Below are 20,182 nucleotides of genomic sequence, written 5' to 3' on the forward strand. Positions count from 1 at the left end.
TCAACACCATTTTACGATGACCTAAATTAAAAACCGTTCTTTTTATAAACATCATTAGGATTAGGTCCAAGGCGCCTATCTTGATTAAGTTTATCAATAGCTACGACTTCCTCATCACTTAACACAAAATCAAAAATATTGGCATTATCAGCAATACGGCTGGCATTACTTGATTTTGGTATGGCGATATACCCTTTTTGCATATGCCAGCGTAGGGTGATTTGGCTAGCGGATTTGTGGTATTTTTCGCCAAGGCTAATTAATAATGTATCTTCATTGACTTTACCTTGTGCCAACGGTGACCAAGCTTCAATCGCAATCTGCTCTTGTCGTAAATATTGCACTAACTTCTCTTGAGTAAAATAAGGATGCAGCTCAATCTGGTTGATCATCGGTTTAATCTTCGCTTGCGTAGCTAGAAGCTCAAGATGTGAAATATTAAAGTTGCAAACGCCAATCGCCTTAGCGCGTTTTTGCGTATAAATGATTTCCAGTGCTTGCCATGTTTCAAAAAACGTATTGCTCAGTGGCCAGTGAACTAAAAATAGATCGACATAATCCATCTGTAAGTCCGCAAGTACCTGATCAAACGCCTTGAGTGTTTCATCATAGCCTTGATTGAGATTATGCACTTTCGAAGTAACAAAATAATCCTGTCGCTGATAACCACTATTTTGCAATGCCACACCCAATTGCTGCTCATTTTTATATAGTTGCGCAGTATCAAAAGCGCGGTATCCAACGTGTAAGGCTTGATTAACAGCCTGATTCATCTCAGCTAAATCAATAATTTTGTAGGTGCCAAAACCCAGTATAGGTAGTGACACATCTTCATTCAAAGTGATCATTGATGATAGTGATAATGACATGGCAATCTCCTAATGATATGAACTAATATCTTAATCTAAAGGCTATCAGTATACACGCAATCCTTTATAAATATAGCGCTGCGTTAGCGGTTAATAGTCCCCTCCCTTTCCTTAATTGATAACCATACATTTATCATCAAACAACCAAGATAAAACACTTGTTTTTTATGACCAAAAGCGAGATTATGAAACATTGACAGACAATAAGGAGTAACACGATGAAACTTTACTATAGCCCCGGCGCATGTTCATTAACCCAGCATATTTTACTTGGTATGTCAGGCCTGCCATTTACACTGGAAAAAGTCGATCTTAAAACTAAAAAAACGGAACATAATCGTAATTTCCTTGAGATTTCACCGAAAGGACAAGTCCCGTCACTCGAATTGGAAGATGGCACGATTTTGACTGAAAACATTGCGATTGCGCAGTATATTGCCGATAAAGTGCCGGCAGCAAATTTACTCGCACCAATTGGTCATATTGAACGCTATCAAACCTTATCATGGCTTAGCTATGTCGCCACCGAACTTCATAAAGCGTATGGTCCCCTTTTCCGCTCGCAAATTCAAGCAGAAAAAGACGCTGCAATTGCCTCATTAGAGCATAAATATGAGTCCCTTGATGCCGAGCTTAAACATCGTCAGTTCATTGCATCAGAGCATTTCACTATTGCCGATGCTTACCTATACGTCGTATTACGCTGGCGCAAGATTATTCCAAACTTACCAGCCTATCCAAATATTGACCTTTTTATGCAGCGCATCGAAGCCTTACCAGCAGTGAAAAAAGCATTAACTCAAGAAGGGTTATAAGTCGACTAACAACAGGGCTGAATCAGCCCTGTTTATTTAAGTCTTCTCGCCAATCGATTTAATCTTAGGCTTGTGGGCAATAGAAAGCACCGTGCCGATCGAAGAGAGAATAATTAGCATAATAGAGAACCATTGGTAGCCAGATAACGTTTCACCTAAAAACATCAATCCGGATAATGCACCCAATACCGGCGATAAACTCATTAAAGTACTAAATGTTAAAGCCGGTACTTTGGGTAGCGCGATCATATCTAACGCGTAGGGAATGGCCGATGCCAGTAGTGCGACCAGCAGTGCAAGCGGTAACACATCTAATGAGAACATCACATCACCACTTTGCCACAAACCTATCGGGAAAATCACGATAGATACCATCACAGAGCCAATCGCCACACTCGATGAACCATGTAATTGACCCGCCTTACGCCCAAAGACAATATACATTGCCCAACATGCACCAGCGCCAAGTGCTAAAAAAATACCGACAAAGTCTAAATCGGCATTGGCCTGATGAATAGGTAATAACATAATTAATCCGGTAATTGCTATCGCAAGCCAAATAAAATCAATTAATTTACGCGCGGCGCACATAGCAACCATAATTGGCCCGGTCAATTCAATCGCAACAGCAATACCAATTGGAATACGCGATATCGCAGCATAAAAACAAAAATTCATACAGCCGAGCGCTAAACCATATAAGATAATGTATTTCCAGGCTTGCTTAGATACCGCTTTACGCCAAGGCTTGAAAATGAGCACTAGCATGATAGAGGAAAACACTAAACGCCAAGCCGTCATACCAGCAGGGCCAAGAATAGGGAAAAGATGCTTGGCGAGTGATGAGCTACCTTGCACTGAAGCCATTGAAATGAGAATAATCACAATAGGCCAAAAACGTTTTAGCATAACTTATTGTTCCGTTTGTATTAATCGTTTTGGTGAGATTTGATTTGCCAGCCATTCACCACAGCCAATAAATTGATCTTGACGATATAATCTAACAAGCTGCTCGCACTCACTAAATTGCTCAATGCGTATCGTTCGACCTAACAAAATATCTTGCCCCTGCTGCTCAGACAGTACCAATTGAGAGTAATCTTGCACTGGACTATCTACCGGTAATAATAGCGAATCAAGTAACACTAAGTCATCGGCGTGCTCTTGAATAAACGCAAGTGACAGCATTTTATCACTTGGATACTGCGATACCTGCAGCCGACGCAGATAAATAATATGCGCCCCACAGCCTAAGAGTTCGCCTAAATCATCAATAATGGTTCGAATATAAGTGCCTTTTGAACAGTGTATTTCCAGTTCAAGCTCATCCTGACGTAAATCAATTAAACGATTTTCATAAATGGTGATCGGACGCGCTTCTCGTTCAATGGTAATACCTTGTCTGGCATATTCATAGAGCGGGCGCCCTTGATGTTTTAAAGCAGAAAACATGGTCGGTACTTGTAAAATATCTCCGCGAAACTGCTCAAGCATCGGTTCAATATCAGATAAGTTGAGATGAACCGGTTTTTGCGCAATAACTTGACCATCAGAATCGGACGTATCGGTGCGCTGACCTAAGCGCGCAATCACACGATAGCGTTTATCCGAATCGAGCAGATATTGTGAAAATTTGGTTGATTCGCCAAAACAGATCGGCAACATACCTGTTGCAAGCGGATCCAGAGCTCCCGTATGTCCAGCCTTTTGCGCGGTAAAGATGCGTTTTACTTTTTGTAATACATCATTCGATGTCATACCGGTTGGTTTATCGAGAAGTAATACGCCATTAATATCACGGCCTTTGCGTTTTCTTGCCATTATCTAAATTAACCTAAATATCATCCGTAAATTGTGAACTGTTATACCTTAAAATATTTTTTTTTCAAATCTTTATTAAAAAATAAACCCCAACAATATGGGGTTTATCATACCTACAACACATCAGCCTCAAGTTAGATGAATTACCAAGTGTAACGGTAACCGACATTCAATTTCCATAACTGTTTAAAATCAGCCCCGCGAGACTGCTCAATATCAAAATAGACATTATGTAAATTTTCAATTTGCATATTAAAACCGACGCCATAACTCCACCAATTGCTACCTAAATCAGTTTTAATGCTTTCATCATTAATTTTGCCGTCTAAATCACCATCAAACTCGTGAAAATAATTGGTTTTAACATAAAGATTGGCGGGGTTTTCTGCTTGAGAGAAATCATAACCAACCATCACACCAACCTTACCTAACATCGACGAATAACTATCAAAACTAATGTGCTGGCCATTACTCGCCGTAAATGAATCACTAGCAACTCGGCTATAAGATAATTGTGCTGATGGTTCGGTGAACCAACCGGTTTTTTGTTGTTCTAAGAAATAATATTTATAACCTAATTCAGAGCTTAACCCAACCACAGTACTATTGGTATCGCCATACACGGAATTATTTTGGTTATCTTGTAAGCTAAAGTCTTGTTTTTGTCGGCCCAATTTGAACACGTTATCAACATAGAAACCATTCACATTTGTATACGTTCCGTACGCATTAATGTAGTAAGAATCGATATTACCATCACCACGTTCGTAGTTTTGATCACTGTGAGTATAACCAAATGCTAAACCGAGATAGGCATTAGCGTTTTCATTAAGGATATACTTACGATCAGCACCCACTTGCATACCATAAAATTTTTGGTCAAAACCGGAAAGTTGGCTATTACCATCCACTTTATTTTTGCCCGCAAGTAGTTTAACCCACAAATCACCCTCTGATGCCGATTGACGTAACTCGCCCATACGTTGTAATAAACTTTGGTTTTCATTGTAATTCATCAAATAACCGGCCCGTAATCCATTGATCGCATTATTGGTTGTTAACGAAAATGACTCTTTCCGTTCTAATTGCCAATCATTGCCCGCTTGCGTAATCCCATATTGGTAGGCACCAATATTAGCTAGATTTGGCATACTGAACGTTGCGCTTCCACCTTTTGTTGTAATAATGGTGGCACCATTGGCCGCATCACCAGCATTATTACCAGAATCAACGACTTCAACCGTGTGATTACCGGTCGCCCCATTGGCATCAGTAATGGACAATAACATGCCTGTCGTGTAGTTATCAAAGATGATGTTACCTTGACCGGCTAATGAGTTAATGCTCGAGCTATCGGTCATTGTCCAGCTACTGCCATCAGCAAAATTAACCGCGATTTTGCCCGCTGATACGCCAGCAGAATTATTTGGATTAGCATAGTTATCCATTTTGCCAGTTACCTTTGCATTACCCGATAAATTTAAATTCATCACCCCCTCATCCGATGCCTCAATATCACCTGCCATCGTTGAATTACCTGATAAGTTCATATTAATCAGACCTGATTGCTGAGCGTAGATATTACCTATCACTTGCGAAGACTTCGATAAATTTAAATTAATTTTACCAGTGTCTACAGCGTAAGAATCACCTTCTAGATAGGCTTGTCCATTGAGTTCAACCGTTCCGGCGGTTGCTTCAATGACGCTACTATTGGCGTTATTGGCAACAACTCGAATATCACCATCAGCCTTAATCGTATGATTATCAAGTTCTGAGACCAATCCAACACCACTAGCCATATTAATATCCAAGCCATCTTTAAAATAAATTAAACCAGGATTATTCAGTAGTGTACCCGTTGCAATTACGCCGATACTATTTGGTGCATTCATGGTGATTGAAACGTTTTTATCAAATGTCATCGATGGTGCATTTTGATCAGGGTTATTAGCAACCTGAGAAAAAATACCATAGCTACTCCCACCGTTTGCAACAATCGTTACTTCATCTTTAAACTCGCTATTTGAGCCCTCAACTGATGAACTGTATCCGCGAATCCCAATTGATGATAAGCCGGAGGATTCGATATTAAGCTTATTATTGAAGATAGCATTACCTTGGCTAGCAATATACACCCCACTACCAGCATTAAATTTAATATCGATATCACTATTAGCCGTAAATACCCCTCCACCAATAACGCGAATACCATAAAAAGAGTTGTAATTACCCGCCGCATTTGAGGTGATACCAAAGATATTGCTACTATTTACTATCATCTGCTGACTATTGCTGACAGATAAACCATCGCCAGTTGTAGTATTAATCTGTGGTGTTAGCGCGCCATTCGTGGTGGTATTGATCGTAATATTATCACTGGTCGCTGCAACCGTTGAGGCTGGAAAGTTAGTATCAGTTAATGTCGTCAGTGCGTAGCTGTTATTGGCATATAAGGCAGATAGCACTGCTAAAGACAAAACTTTATAGTAAAGGTCAATCTTCATTGTTTTCTATTCCTATGAATTATTGTTATTAATAAATTTTTAACTAATATACTTTTTTTGTTTGAAATTGTTAATACAAATCTCAATTTTTATATAACTATTCTCTATGCGATTCAGAGTGATAAAAGATAAGGTACATGAGAAATGGTGTTTGACCATAAATACAGCAGTGCCAGGATAAGAGTAGTATGTATCATGCTTATTGAATTTATGCCAATAAACAACTAATAAAAAAATAACCTGAATGAAATAATCAGGTTATAGCTGAAATCAAATTATTAGTCTTTATGTCGGCGTTCGTCGTTATTGATCACTTCGCTAACCAAATTAGACATACGCATGCCTTCAACCAACGACTCATCATAAACAAATTTTAGTTCAGGAATAATTCTTAATTGCATCGCCTTACCAACTAATGAACGAATATACCCTGTTGCGTCGTTTAATATTTTCAGCCCTTGATTGACAACATCAGGATCTTTATCATTAAGAAATGTGACAAAGATTTTGGCATAAGATAAGTCTCTCGATAGCTCAACATCTGAAACTGTTACCATACCTAAACGCGGATCTTTAATCTCTCTTTGCAAGATAATTGCAATTTCTTTTTGCAATTCATGACCGACCCGTTGTGGACGACTAAATGATTTTGCCATATTAAATCCTCTCTTTTGCACAATAGCCCCTGCCATAACCACAATACATCTCGTTCATAAAGCAGAGGCTAATCATTGACAATCGATCTATTGTTTATATAGTACGTTTAATTTCAATCGTTTCAAATACTTCGATCATATCACCGACACGTACATCATTATAGTTACGAACCCCAATACCACACTCCATACCATTACGGACTTCGTTCATATCATCTTTAAAGCGGCGTAATGATTCAAGTTCACCTTCATAGATAACAACATTATCACGTAATACACGAATACGATTATGACGTTTAACCACACCTTCAGTTACCATACAGCCAGCAATTGCACCAAATTTTGGTGATTTAAACACATCGCGCACTTCAGCAAGACCAATAATTTCTTGTTTATATTCAGGAGCAAGCATACCGCTCATCGCCTGTTTAACTTCATCAATTAAGTCATAAATAACAGAGTAATAACGTAAGTCAAGATTTTCAGACTCAATCACTTTACGCGCAGAGGCATCAGCACGAACGTTGAAACCTAAAATTATCGCGTTAGATGCAGCGGCTAACGAAGCATCCGTTTCGGTAATTCCACCGACACCAGAACCGATAATTTTGACTTTAACTTCATCCGTTGATAACTTAATTAAAGCATCGCAGATCGCTTCAACAGAACCTTGTACATCAGCTTTAAGCACAATATTAAGCTCAGAAACATCACCGTCGGTCATATTAGTAAACATATTCTCTAGTTTTGCTTTTTGCTGACGTGCCAGTTTGACATCACGGAATTTGCCTTGACGATAGAGCGCAACTTCACGCGCTTTTTTCTCATCGCGAACAACAGTTGCTTCATCACCAGCGGAAGGTACACCGGATAAACCTAAGATTTCAACTGGCATTGATGGACCTGCAACCAGAACTTCTTTACCAAGCTCATTACGCATTGCACGAATACGTCCATACTCAAAACCACAAAGCACGATATCGCCTTTATGTAGCGAGCCTGATTGCACAAGAACGGTTGCAACAGGACCTCGGCCTTTGTCTAAGAACGACTCAATCACCACGCCACTTGCCATACCGGTTTCAATTTCTCTTAACTCTAATACTTCAGCTTGTAATAGAATGGCTTCAAGCAATTGATCAATGCCTGTGCCTGCTTTTGCAGAAACATGAACAAATTGCGCATCACCGCCCCAATCTTCAGACATAACGCCATATTGAGCTAATTCACCTTTAACGCGATCAGGATCGGCTTCTGGTTTATCAATTTTATTCACAGCAACTACGATTGGCACATTCGCCGCTTTAGCATGTTGTATTGCTTCAATTGTCTGTGGCATCACCCCATCATCCGCTGCTACAACAAGTACCACGATATCAGTTGCCTTCGCCCCTCGTGCACGCATTGATGTAAATGCCGCATGGCCTGGTGTATCTAAAAAGGTAATATCACCATTGGCTGTTTTCACATGATAAGCACCAATGTGCTGAGTAATTCCCCCAGCTTCTCCTGAAGCTACCTTCGCTTTACGAATGTAGTCAAGTAACGAGGTTTTACCATGGTCAACATGACCCATAATGGTCACAACCGGTGCTCGAGAAACTTTTTCAGCCCCTGTATCACGATCGCTCATGAGTGATTCTTCTAACTCATTTTCACGACGTAACATCACTTTATGCCCCATTTCTTCAGCCACAAGTTGTGCAGTTTCTTGGTCAATCACTTGATTAATGGTTGCCATAGCCCCCATTTTCATCATTGTTTTAATAACTTCTGAACCTTTTACTGCCATCTTATTAGCCAGTTCAGCAACGGTGATAGTCTCACCGATAAGAACATCGCGATTAACCGCTTGAACAGGTTTGTTAAATCCTTGCTGAATCGTACTCTTACCTTTCTTTTTGTGACCACTGCGCGTGATTGCTCTGGCCTCTTCGCGTTCAGCTTTACTTTCTGAAAGTTTGCTACCTTTTTTCTGTTTAGTCACTTTGCTACTACGACCTCGAGCTCGGCCACTTTCCACTTCTCGATCATTATCATCTTCAGCGGCTCTTGCATAAACAGAAGTCGTTAAATGATAATCTTCATCTTCAGGACCTCGTTCTGGCGTTTTAGTCTCGGTGTTATATTGCTCTGCAAGTTTCCTCGCTTCTTCTGCCATACGTTTTGCTTCTTCTTCAAGTTTTCGACGGTTTTCTTCTTCAGCTTTACGTTTGATCTCATTAGCCTCAGCTTCTAAGCGAGCTTTGTCTTCAGCTGCTTTTTTTGCTTTGGGATCTAACGTCGCTTCTTTTTCAGCATTTGCTTTAGCAATCGCAGCTTGCTTAAGTTTTTCTTCTTGCTCTTTCTCTTTACGTTTTTGCGCTTCAGCCTCGTGTTTTGCTTTTGCTTCAGCGTCTAAGCGAGCTTTTTCTTCAACCGCTTTTTGTTCAGCTTCTAAACGGGATTTTTCCTGTTCAGCGGCAATAGCAGCAGGATCTTGTTTGACAAAAGTACGTTTTTTTCGCACCTCAATTTTTACTTCTTTACTTTTACCACCCGAACTTGGAACATTGATTGTTGAGTGGGTTTTACGCTGTAACGTCAATTTAGTGGGGCCTTTTTGCGGATTTAAATGTGCAAGTAGTGCCTCTTTCTCACTTTGACTAACTGTATCCGATGCACTTTTTTTGATACCGGCATCAGCAAACTGCTGCAACAGGGTGTCTACTGGAGTTTTAATCTCTTGTGCCAGGGTTTCTATTGATACTTTGGTCATGTGTTACTGTCCCTTCCTGTTACGTTTAATTATTCATTTGCAAACCAACAAATATTACGAGCTTTCATAATCAACTCACCGGCTTGTTCATTTGTTAACCCTTCAATATCAGCTAAGTCATCCGTTCCTTGCTCAGCTAAATCTTCGAGTGTAATAACACCATTCGCAGCTAATTTATAAGCAAGCTCTTGTGTCATTCCTTGCAGAGCTAACAAATCATCAGCAGGTTGTTTGCTGTTATTTGCTAATGCGAGTGTCGTTAGTGCATTTTTAGCTCTACTTCGTAGAGCTTCAACTAGCTCTTCATCAAGCGCTTCAATTTCTAATAATTCATCAAGTGGCACATAAGCAATTTGATCTAGGCTAGTAAAGCCTTCCTCGACTAATAATGTCGCCAATTCTTCTTCTATATCAAGGTGCTTCATAAAGTTTTTAATAGCAGAGAATGATTCCGCATGATGTTTTTCTTGCAGCTCATCCGTGGTCATCACATTTAACGTCCAGCCCGTTAGCTGAGAAGCCAAACGGATATTTTGACCATTACGTCCGATCGCTTGTGGCAAGTTATCTTGATGCACAGCAATATCCATTGTCTGCTTATCTTCATCAACAACGATCGAAACGACATCTGCTGGCGCCATCGCGTTAATTACGTATTGCGCCGGATGCTCATCCCATAAAACGATATCAATTCTTTCGCCACCAAATTCATTCGATACTGCCTGAACACGTGCACCGCGCATCCCAACACAAGCCCCAACAGGATCAATACGACGATCATTACTCTTAACGGCTATTTTTGCACGTGAACCCGGATCGCGCGCAACACCTTTAATGTCGATCATCTCCTCAGCGATTTCAGGCACCTCAATACGAAATAGCTCTTCCATCATTTTTGGATTTGAACGACTGACATAAAGTTGTGCTGGTTTATTCTCATTTTCCACAATATATAAAATACCGCGAACACGATCACCAATACGGAAATTTTCACGTGGCAGCATATCATCTCGGGCCATCATCGCATCCGCATTACTACCTAAATCTAGAATCACGCTGTCACGGTTAGTCTTTTTAACAATCCCAGTAACAATTTCGCCCAAACGATGACGAAACATATCAATTACCATAGCGCGCTCTGCTTCACGTACTTTTTGTACAATAACTTGCTTAGCGGTTTGTGTGGTAATTCGGTCAAACCCTATCGATTCGATTTGCTCTTGTACGTAATCACCTAATTTTGTAGTTGGCTCGTCATACTGAGCAGCATCTAGGGTAATTTCGCGAAATGGTTGAGTCACTTCATTTACCACTAACCAACGACGAAATGTATCATAATCACCGGTTTTATGATCAATCTTAACAACAACATCAATATCCTGTCCGTTTCGCTTTTTCTTTGTTGCTGTTGCTAGTGCGGACTCTAACGCTTCAAAGATTTTTTCTCTTGATAACGCTTTTTCATTAGACACTGCTTCAACAACCGCTAAAATTTCTTTATTCATCTATGTTACCTACTCATCTCTTTTTAAAGTCAGTGTGACAAATTTGGGCTAAAATTTAGGGACAATATTTGCTTTTTGAATATTACTTAACGCAAAAACTTCATCTTTACCATCAACGGTTAGCGTCACCATTTCATTATCGTCCACAGCCTTGATGATTCCTTTCCATTGACGACGATTCGCCACAGCAATACGCAGGGAAATCGTAATCTCTTCCCCAATAAAACGATGGTAGTGTTCCAGTGTAAATAAAGGGCGATCCATACCTGGCGAAGACACTTCTAAACTATATGCAGTTGTAATCGGATCTTCAACATCAAGTACTGCACTGACTTGACGACTAACATCAGCACAATCATCAACAGTAATACCATTTTCACTATCGATATAAATTCTGAGCACAGGATTGCGGCTTCTAATATATTCAACGCCAACCAGCTCGAATCCAAGAGCCATCGTGGGTCCTTGAATAATATCTACTAACCGCTGCTCTAAACTAGCCAAATAAACCTCCACCGCATAATTAGCCAAATAAAAAAAGGGCATATAGCCCAACTTATTGATAAATCCATTAAAAAATACAAGCGAACTTCATAAAAAGACGTTAAAAAACCCCGACAAGCGAGGCTACATTGAAAAATCCTGTAATGAAGCCACTTTACTGAATTGACTATTGATATTCAACATCAGAAAATTCAAGTGGTTGCGGGGGCTGGATTTGAACCAACGACCTTCGGGTTATGAGCCCGACGAGCTACCAAGCTGCTCCACCCCGCGTCAGATGGCTAAAATTATACATTTTTTAGATAAAAAAGCAACTATTAATTTTAATGCAACCGATAAGATTTCGGCGCTTTAGCACCGATTGTTATCATCAAAAAATCACTTAACCGCTTAATCATCGATACAAGTGAATATTATACTCCTGGGAACCAAAATGCTAATCCATAAACAACCAATGATGAAAAAATCGCCGCAATCACATCGTCGATCATAATACCGAATCCGCCCGATACTTTTTGATCAAACCAACGAATTGGCCATGGCTTAATAATATCAAATACGCGAAAAGCCACAAAGGCGATAATCAGCCATAAAATTGAAATATAGGGAATAAAAAATAACGTTATCCACATCCCCACAAACTCATCCCACACAATATGACCGCTATCATGTGTCTGTGTGTCATCAGACGTTCTTTGACATAAAAAACAGCCAAATACAAACGCCACGGCGATCAATAGCCAGTATAAAATGGGTGAAAGGCCACAAAATAATAACCAAAGTGGAATAGCGATTAATGATCCCATCGTTCCTGGCATAATCGGTGACATACCACTGCCTAATCCCACCGCGAATAAGTGGATAGGATTGGATAACCGAACGCGCTGTTTAAACACAGACGGCTTTACTGTTGACTGCTTAGTTTGTTTTGTCATTCGTCTTTACTTAATGTTGCAACCATTACGGCTTTAATCGTGTGTAAGCGGTTTTCTGCCTCATCAAACACGATACTATGTTTTGATTCGAAGACCTCGTCTGTCACTTCAAGGCCATTATTTAATCCATATTGCGCTGCCATTTGTTTACCCACTGCCGTATTCATATCATGAAACGCCGGTAAACAGTGCATAAATTTAACATGTGGATTTTGGGTCAAGTTAATCACATTTTGATTGATCTGATAAGGGGTTAATAATTTGACTCGCTCATCCCAGACTTCTTTCGGTTCACCCATTGACACCCAAACATCAGTATAAAGGAAATCAACATCCTTCACACCTTGTGCAACATCTTCCGTTAAAATAATTTTAGCGCCGGTTTTTGCCGCAATATCTTGGCATTGTTTAACTAATGCAGCTTCGGGTTGGCACGCTTTTGGCGCAACTAAACGAACTTCCATGCCCATTAACGCCGCACCTTCCATCAATGAATTACCCATATTATTACGAGCATCGCCCAAATAAGCAAATTTCACCGTCTTGAGTTCACGATCACCAATATGCTCTTTCATCGTCATAAAATCAGCCAAAATTTGTGTTGGATGCGCTTCTGTCGTCAAACCATTCCAAACTGGTACACCAGCGTATTTTGCTAAGGTTTCAACTATCTCTTGCCCATAACCGCGATACTCAATACCATCATACATTCGGCCAAGAACACGAGCGGTATCAGCAATCGACTCTTTATGACCAATTTGACTACCGTTTGGCCCTAAATAGGTCACACAAGCCCCCTGATCAAAGGCGCCAACTTCAAATGCACAGCGAGTTCGGGTTGAGTCTTTCTCAAAAATTAATGCGATATTCTTGCCAACTAAATATTGTTGCTCTTTACCCTGTTTTTTCGCTGCCTTTAATGTCATCGCTAGCGTAATTAATTGATTAATCTCAGCTGGAGTAAAATCCAGTAATCGTAAAAAGTGTCGTTGATAGAAACCAAGCATACCTCACTCCTAAAATGAATATTGATTGATGAAAATTTTATTTGAATAATTATTCAATTTCAAGTTAAAGATCATAAATAAAGATAAAAGTACATTCCATCACACTTAAATCTCAAATTTGAGACTTGTTTATTCAATTAAATTTTATAATATTTGATTATTTATTCAATTTATTATCACAAAAGAGTTGCCATTTTGATTTATCGATGTAAACTAAATTGAATTTATATTCAAATAAAATGACTTTTTATTCAAAAAGGACCACTTTCATCATGCACAATTACGCACTTCTCATTCTTCAAGATGGCACGCAGTTTTTAGGTCAGTCAATTGGCGTAGACGGCGATACAGTTGGCGAAGTGGTTTTTAATACTTCGATAACAGGCTACCAAGAAATTTTAACCGACCCCTCGTATACCGAACAAATTGTCACCTTAACTTATCCACATATCGGTAATGTGGGCACCAACCCTGCCGATGAAGAATCGAGTCAAGTTTATGCTAAAGGCTTAATTATAAGGGATTTACCGATTATTAGCAGTAACTTCCGTAGCACCGAGAACTTATCCGCGTATTTAGTCAAACATAATATTGTTGCTATCGCCGATATCGATACCCGAAAATTGACCCGAGTGCTACGCGAAAAAGGAGCATTACACGGCTGTATCATGACTGGCCAGAGTAAAACCGAGTTATTCGCTCAGGCAGATAAAATATTACTTAAAGCGCAAAACTTTAACGGCATAAACGGACTGGATCTCGCCAAAGTCGTTACCACCCGCCAACCCTATACTTGGACACAAGGGTCATGGTCATTAGGCAATGAAAACCCAGTTAACAAAGCAGAAAGCACATTACCCTACCATGTCGTCGCGTATGATTTTGGCATTAAGCGTAACATTTTACGCATGCTAGTTGATCGTGGTTGTAAACTGACCGTTGTGCCAGCTCAGACATCCGCAGAGCAGGTATTAGCGCTCAATCCTGATGGTATTTTTTTATCTAATGGTCCTGGCGATCCCGCGCCTTGTACTTATGCCATCGATGCCATTAAACATTTTTTACAAACCAATCTCCCCATTTTTGGTATCTGTCTAGGTCATCAATTATTGGCGCTCGCTTGCGATGCTAAAACTGTTAAAATGAAATTTGGCCACCATGGCGGCAACCATCCCGTCAAAGATATCACCAATAATTGCGTCATGATTACCGCGCAAAATCACGGATTTGCCGTCGATGAAGAGAGCTTACCGGCTCATTTACGGGTAACCCATAAATCGCTATTTGATGGTTCCTTACAAGGTCTTCATCATAATATAAAACCCGCATTTAGCTTCCAAGGACATCCTGAAGCAAGCCCAGGTCCGCATGATGCGGCACCATTATTTGATCACTTTATTCAATTAATCTCTATTTATCAGCAAGGGAAGTAAATTCAATGGCAAAGAGAACGGATATTGACAGTATTTTAATTATTGGCGCAGGTCCGATTGTCATTGGGCAAGCGTGTGAATTTGATTATTCTGGTGCACAAGCTTGTAAAGCACTTCGTGAAGAAGGTTATCGCGTCATTTTGGTTAACTCAAACCCAGCAACCATTATGACTGACCCAGACATGGCTGACGCCACGTACATTGAGCCCATTCATTGGACCACGGTGCACAAAATCATTGAACAAGAAAGACCCGATGCGATTTTACCAACCATGGGTGGGCAAACAGCATTAAATTGCGCATTAGAACTGGAAAAACAAGGCGTATTAGCCGAATTTAATGTGGAAATGATTGGTGCAACCGCCGATGCGATTGATAAGGCTGAAGACCGTCGCAGATTTGATCAAGCGATGAAAAAAATTGGCTTAGAAACAGCTCGAAGCGGCATCGCACATACATTAAGTGAAGCGTATGGCGTATTAGATCAAGTTGGTTTTCCCTGTATTATTCGCCCTTCTTTCACAATGGGCGGCACCGGTGGCGGGATCGCTTATAATCGAGAAGAATTTGAAGATATTTGTACCCGAGGTTTAGATCTTTCGCCGACCAATGAGTTACTGATCGATGAATCACTCATTGGCTGGAAAGAGTATGAAATGGAAGTCGTACGCGATAAAAATGATAATTGTATCATTGTCTGTTCAATTGAAAATTTCGACCCAATGGGTATTCATACCGGTGATTCAATTACCGTTGCTCCGGCCCAAACGATGAGCGATAAAGAATACCAAATCATGCGTAATGCCTCGCTGGCAGTGCTGCGTGAAATCGGTGTAGAAACCGGTGGTTCGAATGTACAGTTTTCCGTTGATCCCAAAACTGGACGTTTAATTGTCATTGAGATGAATCCCCGAGTATCAAGATCATCGGCGCTGGCATCAAAAGCAACGGGCTTCCCGATTGCAAAAATTGCCGCAAAACTAGCCATTGGCTATACCTTAGATGAACTTGCCAATGATATTACAGGGGGGAAAACACCAGCATCATTTGAACCCGCTATCGACTATGTCGTCACTAAAATACCGCGTTTCAATTTTGAAAAATTTACCGGCTGCAACGATCGCCTCACCACCCAAATGAAATCGGTTGGTGAAGTGATGGCAATTGGCCGGACTTTCCAAGAATCACTGCAAAAAGCATTACGTGGTTTGGAAGTTGGCGCGACAGGTTTTGACCCGAAAGTTGAGAACTATATCGATAATAGTGAACTAACTAAAATTCGCCGAGAGCTACAAGAAGCGGGCAGTGATCGAATTTGGTACATTGCTGATGCCTTCAGAGCGGGCTTGACTGTCAAGGACGTTTTTAATCTCACGCATATCGATCCGTGGTTTTTAGTCCAAATCGAGCAATTGATTAAGTTTGAACACAGCGTGAGTCAAACGTCACTGCATAAACTTGATTACGACATGTTAAGACTGCTAAAACGTAAAGGGTTTTCCGATGCAAGATTGGCAAAACTATTGCACGTCAAAGAGCACGATATTCGTCAAAAACGTCATCAATTTAATTTGCATCCGGTTTATAAACGCGTCGATACTTGTGCAGCAGAATTTGCTACCGATACGGCTTACCTTTATTCAACCTATGAAGAGGAGTGTGAAGCTAATCCACAGTTTACTAAACCCAAAATCATGATTCTTGGTGGTGGACCAAACCGTATTGGTCAAGGTATTGAGTTTGATTATTGCTGTGTTCACGCCGCACTCGCGCTACATGAAGATGGCTTTGAAACGATTATGGTTAATTGTAATCCGGAAACCGTTTCAACTGATTATGATACTTCGGATCGTCTCTATTTTGAACCTGTCACGCTCGAAGATGTGCTAGAAATTGTGCATATTGAAAAGCCAACCGGTGTAATTGTGCAATATGGTGGACAAACGCCATTGAAGCTATCGAGAGCCTTAGAAGCGGCTGGCGTGCCGATTATCGGCACGCAACCTGACGCTATCGACCAAGCCGAAGATCGCCAGCGTTTTCAGGATGTGGTGGATAAACTCAAGCTCAAACAACCCGTGAATGGGACTGTCACCGATTTGGAACAAGCTATCGCTAAAGCAGAGCAAATTGGTTATCCGCTCGTTGTTCGCCCATCTTACGTCTTGGGGGGGCGGGCAATGGAAATCGTTTATGATGAAAACGATTTAAGGCGGTATTTTAAAACCGCGATTAGTGAATCAAATGATGCACCGGTATTACTTGATCACTTTTTAGATGACGCCATTGAAGTTGATATCGATGTAATGTGCGATGGTCAAGAGGTTGTTATCGGCGGTATTATGGAACATATTGAGCAAGCCGGAGTCCATTCGGGTGACTCTGCCTGCTCGCTACCTACCCATACATTAAGCCCAGCGGTATTAAATGAGCTGCGACACCAAGCCAAACAGCTCGCACTCACCTTGCAGGTTAAAGGCCTAATGAATGCACAATTTGCCATTAAAGATGGCGAAATCTACTTAATTGAAGTGAATCCTCGCGCCGCAAGAACCGTCCCTTTTGTATCAAAAGCAACGGGCGTCCCGCTAGCAAAAATTGCCGCTCGAATCATGGCAGGCCAATCACTGGCTAAGCAAAACATTCGCCATGAAGTCATTCCGCCTTATTATTGCGTCAAAGAAGTGGTTTTACCCTTTAATAAATTCAATGGTGTCGATCCGATTTTAGGGCCGGAGATGCGCTCAACCGGTGAAGTAATGGGTATTGGTCAAACCTTTGCTGAAGCCTTTTCTAAAGCACAGCTCGGTAGCTTATCAACTATGAAAAAGCATGGCAAAGCCTTGTTATCAGTTCGAGATCAAGATAAGCACAAGGTGGTTGATGTTGCGAAAAGACTGATTGAGCATGGCTTTACGCTTGATGCAACCCAAGGTACCACTAAAATGCTACACAGCGCAGGTATTGCCTGTCAGGAAGTGAAAAAAGAGACTGAAGGTAGGCCCAATATTCATGATCATATCAAGAATGGTGAATACAGTTATATTCTCAATACCACATCAGGTCGACAAGCCATAGAAGCATCAAAGACCTTGCGTCGTAGCGCGATTCAATACAAAGTTCATTATGACACAACCATTAATGCGGCTTACGCAACGACTGCCGCTCTTGATTATAATCCAGCTGATAATATTACGGCATTGCAAAAACTATATTAATTAGCTAAGCAGACAAGGGGAAGGATTACTTCCCCCAACTTTAATTAGACACACATGCGGCTCTAAATGCACTCACCGATGGCATGCCATATCCGACAGTACCAAAACCTGAGTAAATCATATATCTAAGACTACTACTCCATGATTCACTGACCCAGTAATAAAAATTTTCCCAATCACTATTTAAATAATAAGTTGAACCATCTGGATTACCCCACTCAGCAAAAACGCCACCACCAATAGCTCGTGTATAACCATTATGTTTACCAGTTGAAAGTGAAATTCCACTTGCAGCGGTTGGATCATCTGGAAATATGACTGAATCGGCATAAGCACTATTAGTAAAATCAGACCTTAAGCCTAATTTATATTTCCCTGCACCTGCAATATCGGCACAAAATGTATTTACCGCGGCAGCAGAGCTAATCAAGCCAGATTTAGGAATAAACCATTTACTTAATGTGAATTGATATATGGTGCTTTCACCATCGTTTAGTTCAAATGTAGCTGGCAGTCCATTAACAGCCACTTTTCCAGGAATCGCTGATTTTTGTCCCGAACTAGGACCACTTAATTCAACTCTTAGTATATTGCTTGTTGCTGACTTGGCCGGAACAGTACTTAACTTTAAAGTCACATTTGATCCTGCAATGGCAGTAATACGGCTATTATTAATAATCTGCTGCGCAGTCTTACCGGCTAATACAACATCAAAATATGCACCATTAAATCCGGTTGTTGGAAAGCTGCCGCTAGTATTTGCTGTAGGCTGCCTTGAAGTATGTTTAGGAATAAAACCTTTTGTTGGTAGCCACTGAGAAGATAATCCTTGATATTCCTGTGTGCCATACATCAGATTTGGCTTAGTATAGCAAGCCGTCGCGACATCAATTTCTAATCGATTTACAGGATTTTGTGTCGTGTTCCAAATAGGCGAATTAGTATCATTGATATCATAGACTTCAGTATTCGGGTATCCAAACTGAGTACTTAAAATGAGTGGTCCAGAGATTTTAAAATAAGGAACTATTGCGATGGTTTGGGTTGCTAGATCACAGAAATTTTGATTGGATAATGCCGTAGTTAATGCTGTTTCAACCTTACCATTCATATAATACCAACCCGCTTTGATTGTTTTCGATGATAATATGGTTATCCGATCGCCATTAAGATCACTAGCATCAGCATCCGTAAGTACTTTATATACAACGCTTATCTTACCTGTTCCATTACCTAATTTGCGCGTAATTGAATTAGGTGTTTCAGTTCTTATCGTACCGATTCCCACTCTTGATAACGCTTTTTTAACCTCAGCCGTCGTAAAATAGCTTTTATCATCAATTTTTAAGCCGATTAAATTCAAGTTATTACCTGACTTTATCGTAACTAGATGCCCAGCAGATAATGTTGGCTTATCGCCACTAATCGGATTAGCTAATTTGCCGGTCAATCCCGCATAGCTAAAAAAAGATATGCAATATAATATAAAACCGTTTCTAGTTATTAGAATCAATTGATATAAGAATCCAAGTTTGGTGAGATCTTTTTTATAAAATTGAGATAGTATTACGAGGAACCTAAAAATAAACAGTTCCGAATTTATGTAACGCAATAAACTGATATTAGCTCTTTTTAACATAACCTATTCCTTTGTTATTCAGCATGTTCCTGTTATTTACAATTAACAAATAAAAATAATTAATTCTTAACAATTTGGTAATGTAAATACATTCTATGATCGGAATTAACGATCGGTTAATTAAGTTTCAATAAGCGAAATCTATCAAAAAAGATTAAATCTTATCCTTCTTTATAACAGATAGCTTAATAAAAATGTGGAAAAGGAGCTGGTTATTAATATCTAAAATTTTTAATAGCATGATAATTAAAAATTAATTCTATATAAAATAATAATGACATTATGCTTCATGAAAGAAGCAAATTATCAGTTATATACTACGAAATATTACCAATAAAATTTGTTAAGAAATGTAATGATTGCTTATAACGCAAATACTGATTATTTAGACACCAAACTAAACTATAACAAACTTAATACTACACAAATCGAATATGGCGAAACCGTTTTAGATCGAAATGTTCTCGCATTGTGACAAGTAGTTGACTATAATTGTCAACTATTTCTAATAAAAT

14 protein-coding genes and 1 tRNA gene are annotated in these 20,182 nt (G+C 40.0%); 3 read left to right on the top strand and 12 right to left on the bottom strand.

The annotated features are described in order from the left end of the window. Positions 1-26 precede the first annotated feature (26 nt). Entirely contained in the window at positions 27-869 is an 843-nt protein-coding gene (locus DES39_RS10265) for an aldo/keto reductase (RefSeq protein WP_121145824.1), read from the bottom strand. 218 nt (positions 870-1,087) lie between these two features. On the opposite strand from DES39_RS10265, the gene gstA reads away from it, so the two are divergent. Continuing rightward, on the top strand, positions 1,088-1,684 hold the full coding sequence (gstA, locus tag DES39_RS10270) for a glutathione transferase GstA (protein WP_121145827.1): 597 nt from the start codon (positions 1,088-1,090) through the stop codon (positions 1,682-1,684). 36 nt (positions 1,685-1,720) lie between these two features. Here the strand turns inward: gstA and DES39_RS10275 are convergent, their stop codons facing one another. From DES39_RS10275 to argF, 10 genes are all read right to left on the bottom strand, one after another. Further along, on the bottom strand, positions 1,721-2,593 hold the full coding sequence (locus DES39_RS10275; protein WP_121145829.1) for an EamA family transporter: 873 nt from the start codon (positions 2,591-2,593) through the stop codon (positions 1,721-1,723). Positions 2,594-2,596: 3 nt separating this feature from the next. Then, a complete protein-coding gene (gene truB / locus DES39_RS10280; RefSeq protein ID WP_121145831.1) occupies positions 2,597-3,505 on the bottom strand; it encodes a tRNA pseudouridine(55) synthase TruB in 909 nt (302 codons plus the stop codon). A gap of 143 nt (positions 3,506-3,648) precedes the next feature. Next, positions 3,649-6,012: an autotransporter outer membrane beta-barrel domain-containing protein gene (locus DES39_RS10285; RefSeq protein WP_121145833.1), complete on the bottom strand. Its 2,364-nt coding sequence runs from the start codon at positions 6,010-6,012 to the stop codon at positions 3,649-3,651. A gap of 278 nt (positions 6,013-6,290) precedes the next feature. Next, positions 6,291-6,668, bottom strand: coding sequence for a 30S ribosome-binding factor RbfA (rbfA, locus tag DES39_RS10290; protein WP_121145834.1), 378 nt, complete (start codon positions 6,666-6,668; stop codon positions 6,291-6,293). Positions 6,669-6,762: 94 nt separating this feature from the next. Then, complete coding sequence (infB, locus tag DES39_RS10295; RefSeq protein ID WP_121145836.1) at positions 6,763-9,426, bottom strand: translation initiation factor IF-2; 2,664 nt, start codon at positions 9,424-9,426, stop codon at positions 6,763-6,765. Between the two features lie 29 nt (positions 9,427-9,455). After that, entirely contained in the window at positions 9,456-10,931 is a 1,476-nt protein-coding gene (gene nusA, locus DES39_RS10300) for a transcription termination factor NusA (RefSeq protein WP_121145838.1), read from the bottom strand. Between the two features lie 48 nt (positions 10,932-10,979). Then, on the bottom strand, positions 10,980-11,435 hold the full coding sequence (gene rimP / locus DES39_RS10305) for a ribosome maturation factor RimP (RefSeq protein ID WP_147405438.1): 456 nt from the start codon (positions 11,433-11,435) through the stop codon (positions 10,980-10,982). Between the two features lie 196 nt (positions 11,436-11,631). Next, positions 11,632-11,708 (bottom strand) — tRNA-Met (locus tag DES39_RS10310). 140 nt (positions 11,709-11,848) lie between these two features. After that, entirely contained in the window at positions 11,849-12,370 is a 522-nt protein-coding gene (locus DES39_RS10315) for a phosphatidylglycerophosphatase A (protein WP_121145842.1), read from the bottom strand. After that, positions 12,367-13,377 (bottom strand): ornithine carbamoyltransferase, encoded by a 1,011-nt coding sequence (gene argF / locus DES39_RS10320; RefSeq protein ID WP_121145844.1) that lies wholly within the window; start codon positions 13,375-13,377, stop codon positions 12,367-12,369. Before argF ends, DES39_RS10315 begins: the two co-directional genes overlap by 4 nt. 272 nt (positions 13,378-13,649) lie before the next feature. On the opposite strand from argF, the gene carA reads away from it, so the two are divergent. Both carA and carB read left to right on the top strand, forming a co-directional pair. Then, positions 13,650-14,810: a glutamine-hydrolyzing carbamoyl-phosphate synthase small subunit gene (gene carA, locus DES39_RS10325; RefSeq protein ID WP_121145846.1), complete on the top strand. Its 1,161-nt coding sequence runs from the start codon at positions 13,650-13,652 to the stop codon at positions 14,808-14,810. A 5-nt stretch (positions 14,811-14,815) separates the two neighbouring features. Continuing rightward, positions 14,816-18,028 carry a carbamoyl-phosphate synthase large subunit gene (carB, locus tag DES39_RS10330; RefSeq protein WP_121145848.1) on the top strand — a complete coding sequence of 1,071 codons (3,213 nt, stop codon included), beginning with the start codon at positions 14,816-14,818 and terminating at the stop codon, positions 18,026-18,028. Between the two features lie 40 nt (positions 18,029-18,068). Here carB and DES39_RS10335 read toward each other — a convergent pair whose 3' ends face one another. Next, positions 18,069-19,478, bottom strand: a complete 1,410-nt coding sequence (locus DES39_RS10335; RefSeq protein ID WP_147405437.1) for a hypothetical protein — start codon at positions 19,476-19,478, stop codon at positions 18,069-18,071. Positions 19,479-20,182: the final 704 nt, after the last annotated feature.

This window comes from Orbus hercynius, assembly GCF_003634275.1.
GTDB lineage: Bacteria > Pseudomonadota > Gammaproteobacteria > Enterobacterales > Orbaceae > Orbus > Orbus hercynius.

Excerpts from the sequence above, each read along its gene's own strand:
- carA (WP_121145846.1), top strand. The coding sequence starts at position 13,650 with ATGCACAATTACGCACTTCTCATTCTTCAAGATGGCACGCAGTTTTTA.
- carB (WP_121145848.1), top strand. The coding sequence starts at position 14,816 with ATGGCAAAGAGAACGGATATTGACAGTATTTTAATTATTGGCGCAGGT.
- infB (WP_121145836.1), bottom strand. The coding sequence starts at position 9,426 with ATGACCAAAGTATCAATAGAAACCCTGGCACAAGAGATTAAAACTCCA.
- gstA (WP_121145827.1), top strand. The coding sequence starts at position 1,088 with ATGAAACTTTACTATAGCCCCGGCGCATGTTCATTAACCCAGCATATT.
- rbfA (WP_121145834.1), bottom strand. The coding sequence starts at position 6,668 with ATGGCAAAATCATTTAGTCGTCCACAACGGGTCGGTCATGAATTGCAA.
- nusA (WP_121145838.1), bottom strand. The coding sequence starts at position 10,931 with ATGAATAAAGAAATTTTAGCGGTTGTTGAAGCAGTGTCTAATGAAAAA.
- argF (WP_121145844.1), bottom strand. The coding sequence starts at position 13,377 with ATGCTTGGTTTCTATCAACGACACTTTTTACGATTACTGGATTTTACT.
- DES39_RS10285 (WP_121145833.1), bottom strand. The coding sequence starts at position 6,012 with ATGAAGATTGACCTTTACTATAAAGTTTTGTCTTTAGCAGTGCTATCT.
- DES39_RS10275 (WP_121145829.1), bottom strand. The coding sequence starts at position 2,593 with ATGCTAAAACGTTTTTGGCCTATTGTGATTATTCTCATTTCAATGGCT.
- truB (WP_121145831.1), bottom strand. The coding sequence starts at position 3,505 with ATGGCAAGAAAACGCAAAGGCCGTGATATTAATGGCGTATTACTTCTC.
- DES39_RS10265 (WP_121145824.1), bottom strand. The coding sequence starts at position 869 with ATGTCATTATCACTATCATCAATGATCACTTTGAATGAAGATGTGTCA.
- DES39_RS10315 (WP_121145842.1), bottom strand. The coding sequence starts at position 12,370 with ATGACAAAACAAACTAAGCAGTCAACAGTAAAGCCGTCTGTGTTTAAA.